The sequence below is a fragment of the Massilia sp. BHUDP2 genome (assembly GCF_046236355.1).
Classification (GTDB): domain Bacteria; phylum Pseudomonadota; class Gammaproteobacteria; order Burkholderiales; family Burkholderiaceae_D; genus Telluria; species Telluria varians.
Window position 1 is genome coordinate 1,673,524 of record NZ_JBJUVW010000001.1, and the last position, 14,133, is coordinate 1,687,656.

The 14,133-nt window shown below is 71.0% G+C and carries 12 protein-coding genes; 5 read left to right on the plus strand and 7 right to left on the minus strand.

From position 1 onward, the window contains the following. Positions 1 to 70 precede the first annotated feature (70 nt). Positions 71 to 1,441: a sigma-54-dependent transcriptional regulator gene (locus ACK6C6_RS07505; RefSeq protein WP_409266652.1), complete on the plus strand. Its 1,371-nt coding sequence runs from the start codon at positions 71 to 73 to the stop codon at positions 1,439 to 1,441. After that, on the plus strand, positions 1,431 to 2,675 hold the full coding sequence (locus ACK6C6_RS07510; RefSeq protein WP_409266654.1) for a sensor histidine kinase: 1,245 nt from the start codon (positions 1,431 to 1,433) through the stop codon (positions 2,673 to 2,675). Before ACK6C6_RS07505 ends, ACK6C6_RS07510 begins: the two co-directional genes overlap by 11 nt. Here ACK6C6_RS07510 and ACK6C6_RS07515 read toward each other — a convergent pair. Then, positions 2,665 to 3,465 carry an AraC family transcriptional regulator gene (locus tag ACK6C6_RS07515; protein WP_409266656.1) on the minus strand — a complete coding sequence of 267 codons (801 nt, stop codon included), beginning with the start codon at positions 3,463 to 3,465 and terminating at the stop codon, positions 2,665 to 2,667. The two genes, ACK6C6_RS07510 and ACK6C6_RS07515, sit on opposite strands and share 11 nt — an antisense overlap. Before the next feature lie 87 nt (positions 3,466 to 3,552). Here ACK6C6_RS07515 and ACK6C6_RS07520 point away from each other — a divergent pair, with 87 nt between their 5' ends. Continuing rightward, positions 3,553 to 4,773, plus strand: a complete 1,221-nt coding sequence (locus ACK6C6_RS07520) for an MFS transporter (RefSeq protein WP_409266657.1) — start codon at positions 3,553 to 3,555, stop codon at positions 4,771 to 4,773. On the opposite strand, the gene ACK6C6_RS07525 is transcribed toward ACK6C6_RS07520, so the two are convergent. After that, positions 4,770 to 5,186 carry a hypothetical protein gene (locus tag ACK6C6_RS07525; RefSeq protein ID WP_409266659.1) on the minus strand — a complete coding sequence of 139 codons (417 nt, stop codon included), beginning with the start codon at positions 5,184 to 5,186 and terminating at the stop codon, positions 4,770 to 4,772. The genes ACK6C6_RS07520 and ACK6C6_RS07525 overlap by 4 nt on opposite strands. Positions 5,187 to 5,213: 27 nt before the next feature. Next, complete coding sequence (locus ACK6C6_RS07530; RefSeq protein ID WP_409266660.1) at positions 5,214 to 5,585, minus strand: hypothetical protein; 372 nt, start codon at positions 5,583 to 5,585, stop codon at positions 5,214 to 5,216. 221 nt (positions 5,586 to 5,806) lie between these two features. Here ACK6C6_RS07530 and ACK6C6_RS07535 point away from each other — a divergent pair, with 221 nt between their 5' ends. Next, positions 5,807 to 6,370 (plus strand): carboxypeptidase regulatory-like domain-containing protein, encoded by a 564-nt coding sequence (locus ACK6C6_RS07535; RefSeq protein ID WP_209586184.1) that lies wholly within the window; start codon positions 5,807 to 5,809, stop codon positions 6,368 to 6,370. On the opposite strand, the gene ACK6C6_RS07540 is transcribed toward ACK6C6_RS07535, so the two are convergent. The 3 genes from ACK6C6_RS07540 to ACK6C6_RS07550 form a co-directional block, all read right to left on the minus strand. After that, the gene (locus ACK6C6_RS07540) at positions 6,364 to 7,188 is read right to left on the minus strand and encodes a hypothetical protein (RefSeq protein WP_409266661.1); all 825 of its coding nucleotides are present in this window, start codon (positions 7,186 to 7,188) and stop codon (positions 6,364 to 6,366) included. The two genes, ACK6C6_RS07535 and ACK6C6_RS07540, sit on opposite strands and share 7 nt — an antisense overlap. Positions 7,189 to 7,285: 97 nt before the next feature. Beyond that, positions 7,286 to 10,138 carry a PAS domain S-box protein gene (locus ACK6C6_RS07545; protein WP_409266663.1) on the minus strand — a complete coding sequence of 951 codons (2,853 nt, stop codon included), beginning with the start codon at positions 10,136 to 10,138 and terminating at the stop codon, positions 7,286 to 7,288. 70 nt (positions 10,139 to 10,208) lie between these two features. Continuing rightward, on the minus strand, positions 10,209 to 10,679 hold the full coding sequence (locus ACK6C6_RS07550) for a MarR family winged helix-turn-helix transcriptional regulator (protein ID WP_409266665.1): 471 nt from the start codon (positions 10,677 to 10,679) through the stop codon (positions 10,209 to 10,211). A gap of 174 nt (positions 10,680 to 10,853) precedes the next feature. Between ACK6C6_RS07550 and ACK6C6_RS07555 the strand changes: the two genes are divergently transcribed. Further along, on the plus strand, positions 10,854 to 12,740 hold the full coding sequence (locus ACK6C6_RS07555) for a glycosyltransferase family 2 protein (protein WP_409266666.1): 1,887 nt from the start codon (positions 10,854 to 10,856) through the stop codon (positions 12,738 to 12,740). Here ACK6C6_RS07555 and ACK6C6_RS07560 read toward each other — a convergent pair. Next, the gene (locus tag ACK6C6_RS07560) at positions 12,737 to 14,044 is read right to left on the minus strand and encodes a metal-dependent hydrolase (protein WP_409266668.1); all 1,308 of its coding nucleotides are present in this window, start codon (positions 14,042 to 14,044) and stop codon (positions 12,737 to 12,739) included. The two genes, ACK6C6_RS07555 and ACK6C6_RS07560, sit on opposite strands and share 4 nt — an antisense overlap. Positions 14,045 to 14,133: the final 89 nt, after the last annotated feature.

Consider the following 14,133-nt stretch of genomic DNA (forward strand, 5'->3'; position numbering starts at 1 on the left):
CCGGCGGGCTGTCCACAGCGCGGATTGCCGCTGCTAGAATGCGATTCTGTCATTACCCGCGCACGAACGCATGTCCCCATCGACCGCCTCCATCCTGATCCTCGACGACGACGAGGACGTCGCCTGTGCCGCGCAGATGCTGCTGCGCCGGCGTCACGGCAAGGTCGCGACACTGGGCGATCCGCGCGGGCTCGACGCGGTGCTGGCAGGAGGCGTACCCGAGCTCGTGCTGCTCGACCTGAACTTCACCCCCGGCCGCATCGATGGCGCCGAAGGGCTGGCGGTGCTGGACCGCCTGCGCGCGCTGCCGCGCCCGCCCGGCGTGATCGCGCTGACGGCCTATGCCGACATTCCGCTGGCGGTCGAGGCGCTCAAGCGCGGCGCTAGCGATTTCATCACCAAGCCCTGGGACAATGCGCGCCTGGTGGCGGCGGTCGACGGCGCCCTGGCGCGCCACGCCGCCACGGCGCCGCTCGACGCGACTCCGGGCCAGGCGGGCGCCTCGCCGCTGATGGGCGACTCAGGCCCGATGCGCGAGCTGCGCGCGATGATCGCCGCGGTCGCCCCGACCGAGGCCAACGTGATGGTGCTGGGCGAGAACGGCGTCGGCAAGGAGCTGGTGGCGCGCGCCATCCATGCGGCCTCGAAGCGCGCCGGGGAAACCTTCCTGGCCGTGGACATGGGCGCGTTGCCGGAAGCGACTTTCGAGAGCGAACTGTTCGGTCACCGCAAGGGGTCCTTCACCGACGCCAGGTCCGACCGCGCCGGGCGTTTCCAGGCGGCGCGCGCCGGCACCCTGTTCCTCGACGAGATCGGCAACATGCCGCTCGGCGCCCAGGCCAAGCTGCTGACCGCGCTGGAGCGGCGCGAAGTCACGCCCCTGGGTGCGGACCGGGCCGAGCCGATCGACGTGCGCATCGTCAGCGCCACCAACCTGGAAGAAGCGCGCCTGTTCGACACCTCGGTATTCCGGCCCGACCTGTTGTTCCGCCTGAACACCATCGTGCTGCGCGTGCCGCCGCTGCGCGAGCGGCGCAACGACATCCTCCAGCTGCTGCACCACTACCTGTCGCTGTACGAAGGCCAGTACGGGCGCCCGGTGCGCGAGCTGGCCCCGCACGCGCTGGACGCCCTGTGCGCCTGGCCCTGGCCCGGCAACGTGCGCGCGCTGCGCCACGCCTGCGAGCGCGCGGCGATCCTGGCGGCGCAGCCGGAATACCGCTTCGAGGATTTCGGATTGGCGGCGCCGGTCGCGCCTCCAGCCGCGGCGCCGGCCGTGGAGACGCCGGCGCAGACCGAGGACTTCCGGCTCGGCACGCTGGAACGCGACACCATCGCCGCCGCCCTCGACAAGGCCAAGGGCAACATCAGCCTGGCGGCGCGCATGCTGGGCCTGAGCCGCGCCGCGCTGTACCGCAAGCTGGGCAAGCATGGCATCTGAGCCACGGCTCAAGGCCAGCGTCCTCTTGTCGGTGGCGGGCGTCGCCGTGCTGGCCTTCGGCGCCGGCATGGTCGACGATTCGCCGCGCCTGGTGGTGCTGTGCGCCCTGGCGGCGTTGCCGCTGCTCTGGACGCTGTGGGGCTGCCTGGAGCGGCTGGCCATGCTGCGCCATCCCAAGCCGCCCGAACCGAAGGCCGTCCTGACCATCGAACAGCAGCACCTGGTCAACAATGCGCTGGCGCTGGAGACCAGCCTGGAGCACGCGCCGATCGCGCTGTTTCGCATCGAGGGCGCGGGCGAGGAAGCGGCGGCCACGCTGGTAAAGCCCCTGAACGGCAATGCGCGCAAGCTGGTCGCGCCGGGCCGCGCCGTCGAACCCGCCGCGCTCTACCGCCAGCTGGCCGGCCAGCCCGGCGAACGCCGCACCATGATCCAGTTCGATACCGAGCGCGGCGTCGAGCGCGCGCTGCTGGCGGTGTCCGAACTGGTGCTGCAGGGAAGAAGCCAGCGCCTGGCCGCCCTGGTGCCGGTCGAGAGCGAACTGGAAGCCGAGGCCCTGAACGCCTGGCGCCAGCTGGTGCACGTGCTGACCCACGAGATCATGAATTCGCTGACCCCGGTGGCCTCGCTGTCGCGCACCGCGCGCGACATGCTGGACGAGGTGCGCGCGGCGCTGCCGCAGGATGTCGCCCACGACCTGGTCACCGCGCTCGACGCCATCAGCCGGCGCGCCGACAGCCTGGCCGACTTCGTGGCCAGCTACCGCAGCCTGTCGAACGTGCCGGCGGCGCGGCCGGAACGCATCCACGTTGCCGCCCTGTTCGAGCGGGTGCGCGCACTGGTCGCCCCGGCCTGGCGCGCGCGCGGCGGCCAGGTCCAGTTCTCGGTGGAGCCGGCCACGCTCGAGCTGGTGGCCGATCCGGGGCAACTGGAACAGGCCCTGATCAACCTGCTCAAGAACGCCTTCGAAGCCAGCGCCGGCGTCGACAAGGCAGGGGCACGCGTCAGCGCGCGCCTGGTGCGCGGCGGCCGCCTGCGCATCGAGGTGGCCGACGACGGCCCCGGCGTGCCGCTCGAACTCGTCAACCACATCTTCACGCCCTTCTTCACGACCAAGAAGCAGGGCGGCGGCATTGGGCTGGCGATGGTGCGCCACCTGGTGCACGAGAACGGCGGCACCGTGCGCTATGCGCGGCCTGTGGGCGCCGGGGCGCGCTTCGTGATCAGCTTCTAGGGCGGCGGTCGTCCGCGAAGAAGCTCGACGGCGTGCTGCCGAAAGTCTTCCGGAACATGGCGCTGAAGGCCGACTGGCTGGCGTAGCCGAGCTGCTGCGCCACCTGCCACAGCGGCATGCCGCGCGCGATCAGGGAAACGCCGTGGGCCAGGCGCACCTGCTGGCGCCACTGGCCGAAGCTCATTCCAAGCTCGCGTTCGAACAGGCGCGCCAGCGTGCGTTCCGAGGCCCCGGCCGCGTGCGCCCAGCCGGCCAGGGTCTGGGTGTCGCCGGGCGCCGCGAGCAGGGCTTCGCACAGGCTCTGCAAGCGCTTGTCGCGCGGCAGCGGCACGCGGATCGGGCGCGAGGGCGCGCGCGCCAGCTCGTCCAGGATCAGTTCGCCGATCAGGGCGGCGCGCCCGGGGTCGCGCGGCTGCTCGCCCGTCTCGAGAGCGGCGATCAGTTCGCGCAGCAGGCCGCTCACTTCCACCACGCGGCAGGTCTCGCCGCGGAACGGGTCGCGCGAGGCGTGGATGCGCAAGGGACTGAGGCGGGCCGCCTCCATCATCGTGACCGCGTGGACGACGTGCGGCGCGATCCAGATCGCGCGCTGCGGCGGCACGATCCAGCTGCTGTTTTCGGCGCTCACCCGCATCAGGCCGTTGTGCGCATAGGTCAGCTGCCCCCACTCGTGGCTGTGGGCCCCCACCGAGACGTCGGCGGGCAGGTCGCGCGCAACCAGGCTGACCGGATGCTCTCTGGTCGGGCCCGGTCCCGGGGTCGGGGGAAGTGCGGTTCTCGCAAGCGTCATGGCAGGTTCTCGACAAATCTTGACAGGCTATCTTAAATCGGACGCCGGAAATGTGCTTACACTGGCTTTTTCGGCAAGAGGGATGCGATGAACAACGAGAACAGCTTGAAGCAGGATGCCCGCGTGATCGGCCTGGTCGGCCTGGCGCACGGCACCTCGCACTTCTACCACCTGATCCTGGCGGCCCTGATCCCCTGGCTCAAGCCCGCCTTCGGCCTCAGCTACACCGAGCTGGGTCTCCTGATGACGGTGTTCTTCGTGGTCTCGGGCGTGGGGCAGGCCATGGCCGGCTTCGTGGTCGACCGCGTCGGCGCGCGCGCCGTGCTGTTCTTCGGCATGTCGATGCTGGGCGTGTCGGCGCTGGTGCTCGCGCGCGTGGACAGCTATGCCGGCCTGGTGGCGGGCGCGCTGCTGGCCGGCATCGGCAATGCGATCTTCCACCCGGCCGACTACACGCTGCTGAACCAGCGCGTCTCGCGCGAGCGCCTGGCGCACGGTTTTTCGGTGCACGGCATCAGCGGCAATATCGGCTGGGCCGCGTCGCCGATCTTCCTGACCTCGATCGCGGCCGGCCAGGGCTGGCGCGCCGCGCTGCTGTGGGCGGCGCTGCTGCCGATGGCGGTGCTGGCCTTGCTGGTGCTGAATCGCGCTGTCCTGTATCCGGATCCGATCAAGCGCGCGGCCGCAACTGCCCAGGGCGGCACGCTGGGTTTCCTCAAGCTGCGCGCCGTCTGGCTGTGCTTTGGCTTCTTCCTGCTGACGGCGGTGGCGCTGGGCGGCATCCAGAGCTTCGCGACGATCAGCCTGGAATCGCTGTACGGCATTTCGCATGCGCTCGCCACCAGTTCCTACACCGCCTACATGCTGGCCTCTGCGCTGGGCATGGTGGCGGGCGGCTTCCTGGGCGCGCATGCGAAGCAGCACGACCGGACCGTGGCGGCGGCCTTCGCGGTCGCGGCGCTGCTGGCCCTGGTGCTGGCGGCGGGCGCCGGCCCGTCCTGGATGGCCTTGCCGCTGATGGGCCTGATCGGCCTGTGCTCGGGCGTGGCCGGCCCTTCGCGCGACCTGATGATCCGCGCCGCCGCGCCGCAAGGGGCAACCGGGCGGGTCTACGGCGTCGTGTATTCGGGCCTGGACAGCGGCCTGGCGATCGGCCCGCTGCTGTTCGGGCTGGTGATGGATGCGGGCCGTCCTGGCTGGGTATTCGCGGGCGTGGCGCTGTTCCAGGCGCTGGCGATCGCCACCGCGGTAGGGGTGGGCGGCAGTACCCGTGCGCGCCAGGCCGGCACGGCCGGGCAGGCAGCCTAGGCCGGTCCGAGCCTCACGGCCGCCGGCCGATGCTGCGGCGCGTCCAGCTGCGGCGCATCCAATTGCGGCGCATCGAGCTGGGGCTGCGACGGGTCCGCCAGCAGCGCGCCGGCGTCGCGCATGATCGAGAGCATGGTCCGCACGCAGGCCAGGGTCGGCACCCCGGTGTGGGCGTCGGCTCCCTTGGCGTAGGCACGTGCGATGCGGGTCGCGACCGGCGCGCCGCCCGGCACCTGTTCGCGGTACAGGCGGATCAGGGTGACCACCGTCTCGTGCAGGATGTGCTGCGCGCCGCGCGCGATGTTGCGTCCGCCGCCGGCCTCGCGGATCGAGTCGGCGACGATCTGTTCGAGCTGGCGTTCGGCCCTGCCGATGAGCATGGCGACCTGGCCGGGAGTGAAGGTGATACGCATGCGTCTACCTCGTCTTCCGTGTTGAATTCATGCCGCCTCCTTGGCGACGGAGCCCGCGCGCGGCATCACCCGCGATGGCCGCACGCGCGGCGGCGGCGGCGGCGGGGCGAAGGGCCGGATCTGCGTCAGGGTGCCGGGGAAGGGCGCCACCGTATCGTCGATCTGGTGGACCTCGCCCGCGGCGCCTTCCAGGTACTGGGCAATCGCGATTCTGACAAGCGTGCGGTTGGTGAGTTCGGACGTCAGCCCGACTTTTCGGCTGTGGTACAGATAGGTCGAGGTCACGCCGTCCTGGCCGGTGATCTCGACCTTCTTCGGCAGCGAAAAGCCGTAGCGTCCGCTGGCCCAGAGCTTCACCAGGCACGCGCCGCTGGTTGGGGTAGAAAAGCTGAAGTTCATGAATAAATCGTAATCCCGGCTGCAGGTATGCACGATTCGAAATTGTTCCAAACCGTAACGGACGAAATATTCGTTTCCGCGCGTTATGGCTGAGTCCTCAGCATCCAAGCCACGCAGCCCCTGGCCGGCAGCCAGGGCTAGGCGCGGCCGGCAGAGTATGCTTTACTCTCGGTCAGCATCGACGGCCAAGCAGCTTGCCCCGGGAGGATGGAATGCGCAGCATGAAACGATCGTCCGTGATCGCCCTTGTCGCGATCGCTTTTGCCGGCCAGCCGCTTGCGGCCGAGATCATCCATGGCCGGGTCGTCGATGGCGGCGCGCGCGGGATGGGCATTCCCGCCGTCACGGTCAACATCGAGGACAAGGACGGCAAGCTGCTCAAGGCCGCCCTGACCGACGCGGCCGGCCACTATCGCCTGGAGGTGCCGGGCAGCGCCCGCTACGCCAGCTTCGACAAGCTGAAGTACCAGAACCGTTCGGCGCGCCGCACGCTCCAGCCGGGCGTCGCTGCGCAGGCCGACGTCATCCTGGTGGCGCAAGGCCGCCCGGCAGACTATTACCGCGCCGTCGCCACGGCCTTCAAGGAGAGCGGACAAGCGCAAGCGCCGCAGTATGCCGCGAGCGTGGCCGCGCTGGCGCCGGCTGAACGCAAGCTGGTGACGGATGCGCTCACCGCTTCAGGCGCGGCCGCGGCGCTGGCGTCGGTCAAGCGCCTGCAGGACGCGGGCCTGCCGCGGGCGCCCGACGGCAAGCGCTTCGACACGGCAAGCCCTTTCCCTCATTGAACGGCCGGCGGCGATGCGCTCGTCGCCCCCACGTAGAACACGCCGTCGTACTGCGGCGACGGCGGCACCAGCGAGAACGGGCCGGCTGGGGCCGGGTCGACGCGGTTGATGTCCCAGGCGGTCGCGCCGCAGGTGTCGGGCGTGGCGCCGCGGCACACCCAGGCCGTGCCGCCCGCCGTGCCGACCGTGAGCGAGAGCGGACGCCGGTCGGCCAGCAGGTAGATCGCCGACTCGTAATCTGGATTGAAGCGCTTGCCCTTGCTGCGGATCGCATGCGGCGCGCCCACCAGCGCCACCAGCTGGCGGCCCGTCCCCAGGCGCAGTTCGGCGCGCAGGCGCTCGGCCATCGCGGCGCTGCGTTGCGGCGTCGCGGCCACGGTATCGATCGCGGCGATGCGGATGTCGGCACCTTCCGCACGCAGCGTGCGCACCTGCTGGATCAGGCGCAGCATGTCGATGCTGGTCCTGCCATCCTGGCGCGGACTGCGCCACAGGCCGCCTCCCAGCAGCCGTTCGACGTCCTGCGGACTGCCCTGGCTGGCCAGGAAGGCGTCGAGCGCGTCCTGTGCGCTCGACGGCAGTTCGATGGCCAGCGTGGTGCTGCGCTGCTGTTTCGCGCCGGCGCACAGGTAGGCGGCGACGAAGGCCGGCACCTCGCGGGTGCCGTGCACGTCGCCGAGCACCAGGAAGGGCGCGTCCGCCACCGCCGCCGGTATGGCTTCCAGCGGGGTGCAGGACGGGGCCGCGGCCGCGTGCAGCGGCAGCGAGGCGAACAGCGCGGACAGGGACAGGGCGGCGGTGGCGCGGCGGGGCGGCATGGGTGTCCTTCGTGAATGGCCGGACCAGCCGGCGACAGCGCCAGCATAGTTCCCCGCCCGTTCCCCGGGCAATGCGCATTGCATGGGGCGCCCCCGGTTAAGCCTGCCTTAATCCCGAGCGCGGCGCGCGTTCGATGATCTGCACCAGCGGCGCCAGGTCCACCGGCTTGACGAAGTGATGGTCGAAACCGGCCGTCTTGGCCAGCACCCGGTCGTGGGCCTGGCCGTAGCCGGTCAGGGCGAGCAGGGTCGCGGCCCGCCCACGCTCGCTGTCGCGCAGGCGGCGCGCCAGCGCGTAGCCGTCGATGTCGGGCAGGCCGATGTCGAGGATGAAGACATCCGGCCATTCCCGCTCCGCCTGCGCCAGCGCGTCCTGCGAATCGTGCGCGGTGTCCACCAGGTGACCGAGCGAGCGCAGGACGTCGGCCAGCGACAGGGCCGCATCGACGTTGTCGTCGACCACCAGGATGCGCCGGCCGGCGCCCGAGCGGGCCGGCGCCGCCGCTTGCCCTTCGCCCGGCGCCGCACCCGGCTCGCCGTCGGACACCGGCAGCGTCACCGTGAAGCTGCTGCCCTTGCCCAGGCCGTCGCTGTGGGCGGCGACCTGGCCGCCGTGCAGCTGCACCAGGCTGCGCACCAGCGCCAGGCCCAGCCCGAGCCCGCCCTGGGAACGGTCGGGGGTGCGCTCGGCCTGGGTGAACAGGTCGAACACGTGCGGCAGGATGGCGCGGTCGATGCCGATGCCGTTGTCGCGCACCGCGATCGTCACGCTCGCCGCATCGGTCTCGACCGACAGCGCGATGGTGCCGCCCTGGGCGGTGTACTTGGCGGCGTTGCCCAGCAGGTTGACGATCACCTGCACCAGCCGGATGCGGTCGCCGAACACCCAGCAGCGCCGCGACGTCATGTGCTGGTCGAAGGCGTGGCCGCGCGCTTCGATCAGCGGCCTGGCCTGCTCGACCGCGCTGGCGACGACCGCCTTGACGTCGACCCGCTCGCGCTCCAGTTCCACCAGGCCGCGCGTCACGCGCGAGACGTCGAGCAGGTCGTCCACCAGCGAGGTCATGTGGCGCACCTGGCGGATGATCACTTCGCTCGACTGGCGCACCCGCTGCGGGTCGAGCGTGGTCATCGAGAGCAGCTGGGCGGCGTTGCTGATCGGCGCCAGCGGGTTGCGCAGCTCGTGCGCCAGCATGGCCAGGAACTCGTCCTTGCGGCGCGCCTGCGCGCGCAGCTCTTCCTCGCCGGCCTTCTTGTCGTGGATGTCGGTCAGGGTGCCCATCCAGCGCGTGGCCTTGCCGTGCTGGTCGAGCAGGGGCAGGGCGCGGTTGAGCATCCAGCGGTACTCGCCGGAATGGTGGAGCAGGCGGTGCTCGATCTCGTAGGGCGCCGCCAGGGCCAGGCTGTTGCGCCAGGCCGCGAGCAGGGCCGCCAGGTCGTCCGGGTGGACCACCTCGTCCCAGCCGTTGCCGCCGATGCGCTCGACCGGCAGGCCGGTGAACGCGCTCCAGCGCGCGTTCAGGTAATCGTTGGTGCCGCCCGCGTCGGCCGACCAGGCCAGTTGCGGGATGGCGTCGGCGATCAGGCGGAACTTGGCCTCGCTTTCCATCATCGCCCGCTCCGCCTCGACCTGGGCGGTGATGTCCATGTTGGCGGCCACCGCGCCCACCATCGCGCCCTCGCGGTCGTGGATCGCCGCGGCCCGCACCAGGATCGTGCGGCGCGTGCCGGGCTCGCCGAAGGGTTCGATCTCGAATACCCCGGCGGCGTGGACCTCGCCCTGCAGCGCGCGCGCGATCGGCCATTCGTGCGCCTGCACGCGTTGTCCGGCCTGTGCCGAACCATCCGGCCACCAGCCTTTCCATTCGGCGTACTCGCCGACCTCGCCCGGCATTGGATGCGCCCCCCAGATCTGGCGGTTGGTGGCATTCGCCACCAGCAGCTGGCCCGCGGCGTCGGCGTAGACGATGCCGACCGGCGCGGCGTCGAGCAGCACGTCGAGACGGCGCGCGCTTTCGTCGGCGCGCCGCGACGCGGCCAGCGCCGCGCGCTCGCTCTCGATGCGCGCCTGCTCGGCGTGCTTGCGTTCGGTGATGTCGACGGCGATGCCGGCGAAGCGGCGGCGCCCGGTGTCCGGATCGGCGAACACCTTGCCGCGCGCGTTGACCCACACGTCCTGGCCGGAGCGCTGCGGGATCCGGTATTCGATGTCGTACAGGCTCTCGGTCAGGATGGCGCGGTCGATCGCGGCCAGCACGGCCGGGCGGTCCTCTGGGTGGATCATGTCGGTAAAGCGCACCAGCTCGGTGCCCTCGCGGGCGAGCGCGGCGTCGACCTGGAACAGGCGCGCGAAGCGCTCGTCCACATACGTGGCGGCGGTGTTGAGGTCGTAGGACCAGGTGCCGATGTTGCCCGAGGCTTCGAGCGACAGGGCGAGGTGCTCTTCCGCTTGCTTGTGCCGGGCCAGCGCGCGCACCTTGTCGCTGACTTCGATGACCGTGCACAGCAAGCCGCACACGAGGCCCTGGTCGTCGCGCACCGGGCTGTAGGAAAAGGTGAACCAGGCCTGCTCGCGGTAGCCATGGCGCTCCAGCATGGTGGCATAGTTCTCGAAGAAGAAGGACTCGCCGGCCAGCACCCGGTTGGCATACGGGCCGATCGCATCCCACACCTCGTCCCAGACCTCGGGCAGCGGCCGGCCGAGCGCGTCGGCGGACTTGTTGCCGAGCAGGGGCAGGTAGGCATCGTTGTAGAACAGCTCCAGCCGCGGACCCCAGGCGAGGAAGGTCGGGAACGACGAACCCAGCACGATGCCGAGGGTGGTGCGCAGGGCCGCCGGCCAGGCGGTAATCGGTCCGAGCGGGTGCGCGTGCCAGTCGTGCGCGTGGATCCGGGCACCTAGGGCGCCGCCGTTCGACAGGAAGGCTAGCATGGGTTCGGTAGGGGGCACGGCGCTTCGAGCGGTGGGGAAACTGACGATTTTACTGAAAAAATGGCAAGTGCCGCGTCCGCCATGCCGTTCAGTCCGGTTCGGCCGGGGCCGATTCGCCGGATTCGTGCAGGCCGCTGTCGACCACGGCGCGCATGGTCGCGAGCAGCTGGGCGCCGCGGTCCGCGCCGAACTGCGCGTCGAAGCGGGCCTGGGCGCGGCGCCAGGCGGGAAGGATGGCCTCGACCTTGTCGCGCCCGAGCGCGGTCAGCTCGATGACGCGCTCGCGCCGGTCCTGCTCGCCGGGACGCACCTCTACCAGCTGTTCGCGCACCAGGGGCTGCAGGTTGCGCGCCAGCGTGGTGCGGTCCATCACCATGCTCTGTGCCAGCTGGGTCACGCTGGCCGGGCGCGGCCTGAGCCGGGACAGGATCGCGAACTGGGTCACGCGCAGGCCCGATCCGGACAGCATCTGGTCGTAGAACGAGGTGACGTAGCGCGAGGCCTGGCGCAGCGCCGAGCAGTAGCAGGCGGTATCGGGGAGGGGCTGGTCGGGATCCATGCCGCGAGTATAGCCTTGCAGCGGGCCCGGTGCTTGCGTCCGCGACGCCGCGACGCCTCCGGCGCACTGCTGACCTGCCGCAAACGCGGCCGGGCGCCGCCTTCTAATCTGGGCAGGCTCCCACAACCAGCCATCGTCATGAGCAGCCAGCCGTCCGTCCCCGATTCCCCGCGCGTGAGCGTACTCATGCCCACCTTCGAGCAGGCGGCCTTCATCGGCCGCGCCCTCGACAGCCTGTGGGCACAGACCTATTCCGACTGGGAGCTCGTCATCGTCGACGACGGCTCCTGCGACGACACCGCCAGCGCCCTGGCGCCCTGGCTGGCCGACGCCCGGGTGCGCTACCTGCGCTTCGACAGCAATGGCGGACTGGGCCGCGCCATCAACGCCGGCCTCGACGCCGCGCGCGGCGAACTGCTGGCCTACCTGCCGAGCGACGACGTCTGGTATGCCGGGCACCTGGCGCAGCTGGTGGCCTGCCTCGAGCGCGCGCCCGGCGCGGTGCTGGCCTATGCCGGCGTGCGCCACCACTACAACCGCAGCGCCGACGGCATCGTCCCGGGGGAGTGCCTGCAACCCGTGCAATGCCTGCATCGCCGCACCGCGCTGCGCTGGCGCGAGCGCGCCGAGCTCGAGAGCGACGACCTCGACCGCCTGTTCTGGACCGCGCTGCGCGCCCAGGGGCCTTTTGTGCCGACCGGGGCGATCAGCTGCGAGTGGGTCGACCATCCGGGCCAGCGCCACAAGCGCATGCGCGAGCCGCTCGGGGGCATCAACCCTTTCCGCCAGCACTACCGGGTAGCCGGACCGCTGCGCTTCCATACCAGCACCGGCAACCCCATCGACGAGGAGCGGCTGTATGCACAGGTGCGCGCCGCCCGGCCGTCGGACGCACGCACGGGCTTGAAGATCGTGCTGGCCGGCGAGCTGGCCTACAACGCCGACCGCGTGCTGGCCCTGGAAGCCCTGGGACACCGGCTGTACGGATTGTGGACGCCGACACCGAGCTGGTTCAACACGGTCGGGCCGCTGCCTTTCGGCCAGGTCGAGGAGCTGCCGCGCCACGGCTGGCGCGAGGCGCTGGCGCGCATCGAACCCGACCTCGTCTACGCCCAGCTCAACTGGCAGGCGGTGCCCTTTGCCCACGAGGTGCTGATGCACACGCCGGACATTCCCTTTGTCTGGCATTTCAAGGAAGGCCCCTTCATCTGCATCGAGAAGGGCACCTGGCCGCTGCTGGCCGACCTGGTGCGGCTGGCCGACGGCTGCATCTACAGCAGCCCCGAAATGCGCGACTGGTTCGCCACCGCCGTGCCCAGGCTGCCCGCCGCGCGCCCCGCACCTCGTCCTGAACATGTGCTCGACGGCGACCTGCCGCGCCGCGCCTGGTTCCTGCAGGAGCGCTCGCCCCTGCTATCCGCGGCGGGCGCGGGCGGCCAGGTGCACACCGTGGTGCCGGGGCGGCCGATCGGGCTGCATCCGCCCACGGTGGCCGAGCTGGCGCGCCACGGCATCCACCTGCATTTCTATGGGGACTTCACGCAGGGCCAGTGGCGCGAGTGGATAAGGACGGCACAGGCGCTGGCGCCGGAACACCTGCACCTGCACCGGAACGTCGACCCGGACGGATGGGTGCGCGAATTTTCGCAATACGACGCCGGCTGGCTGCACGTGTTTCGCAGCCAGAACGGCGGCGACATCCGGCGCGCCGACTGGGACGACCTGAACATTCCGGCGCGTGCCGCGACCCTGGCGGCGGCCGGGCTGCCGATGATCCAGTTCGACAACGGCGCCGCCATCGTGGCGGCCCAGGCGCTGGCCCGGCGCCTCGGGATCGGGGTGTTCTTCGACAGCATCGAGGACCTGGCGCGCCAGCTGCACGACCGCGCCGCCATGGCCGCGCTGCGCGAGCGCGTGTGGCAGGTGCGCGACGGCTTCTGCTTCGACCTGCACGCACCCGGCCTGGTGGACTTCTTCGGGCGCGTCATTGCCCAGGCCAGCCGGCAGGGGAGGGTGCGGGCGGGCGGGCAGTTGCGAGCGCCGCCGCGGCGCGCACACTAGCGCGCTTGCTGCCCTTTCCAGCCGAGCAGATCTCCCCGCGGATAGCCCCATGCCGCCAGCGGCGACGGGCAGGGGTCGGCCGCGCGGGCTGCATACGGCAAGGTCGAGAAATTGGGCTGGTCGGGAGCGCCGAAGCGGACATCGGTGGCATTGCCCCCGGCCAGCGAGGGCACGCGGGCGAAGCGCAGCCAGGCGTCGAAGTGGCAATTGGTCCGCTGCAGCGCGCGGAAGTCCTGCAGGCTGCCGGTCTCGCTGAATTTCCAGGCCAGTGCCGCTGTCGCCGCAGGCACGGCCCGGGCCGCCGCTTCGGCTCCCCGGCCCTGTGCGTCGCGCAGCACCGGCCAGCCGGCGGCTTCGCTTGCACTGTCGGGCACACCGCCGAAGCGTTCCGGGCATGCCCAGACCGGGCTCAGGCCGGGCGCCAGGCTGAGCACGCCGACCCGCACCCCATAGCTGCCGGCGGCCGGCTTGTCGGACACGGTGGCGAAAGACCAGCACAAGGGATTGGCCGGGAAGGACGACAGCGCGATGTCGAGTACGCGGCTGCCCGGCGCTACCTTCTGGAGCGCGCTGCGGATCTCGGTGCGCGCAAGCTGACCGCCCACCGCCTGGATGCCGACGAAGCCCACGCAGGCAAGCAGGGCCGCCACCAGTCCGGCACGCGCCCCCATCTTGAGATTGACGCCGGCGACCAGCAGCGCTACCGCGCCCAGCCCGGCGAGCGAGCCCCATTGCAGGAAGCCCATCCAGGTAAACAGCACCGGCATGCCGGCGAAGAAGCCCAGCCCCAGCCAGCGCAAGCCGGTGCGCCGCGACAGCAGGGCCAGTGCAAAGCCGAGTGCGGTCCAGAACACCGGCTCGACAATGAAGACGAGGTCGCCGTACAGCCAGCGCGAATCGAAGGGGTGGAAGGGGTGGACCCCATACACGTTCAGGCCGTCGAAGGACAGGTGCAGCACCATGCCCAGCAGGGCGGTGGCGACGACGGCGTGGCGGGCGCGGCGATCTTCCTGCAGCAGCCGGCGCGCTGCCGGCCACAGCAAGCAAGTCAGGGCCAGCAGCAGGACTACCTGCGGCAGTGCGTACAGCAGGGTATGCGTGTGCCCGCGGTGGTGGATCAGGTAGCCCAGCGGCGCCGGCAGCAGCGGCGTGAGCACCAGGTCGAGGTCGGGGAAGTTACTGGCCAGCAGGCCGGTGAGCAAGAGGGCGCGGCGGCGGGTGCGGCCCCGGGCCGGATCGCTTGCCGCGGGCAGGGCGCGCTCGACCAGTTCCCCCAGGGCCAGGCCGACGAGCGAGTGTGTCATGTTGTCCATCCCAAAAGCTTACACCAATGGCAACGTTTGACGTAAATCAAGGTTTTTGCTGGCTCCGCGCCACGTGGTCACGGTTAAAT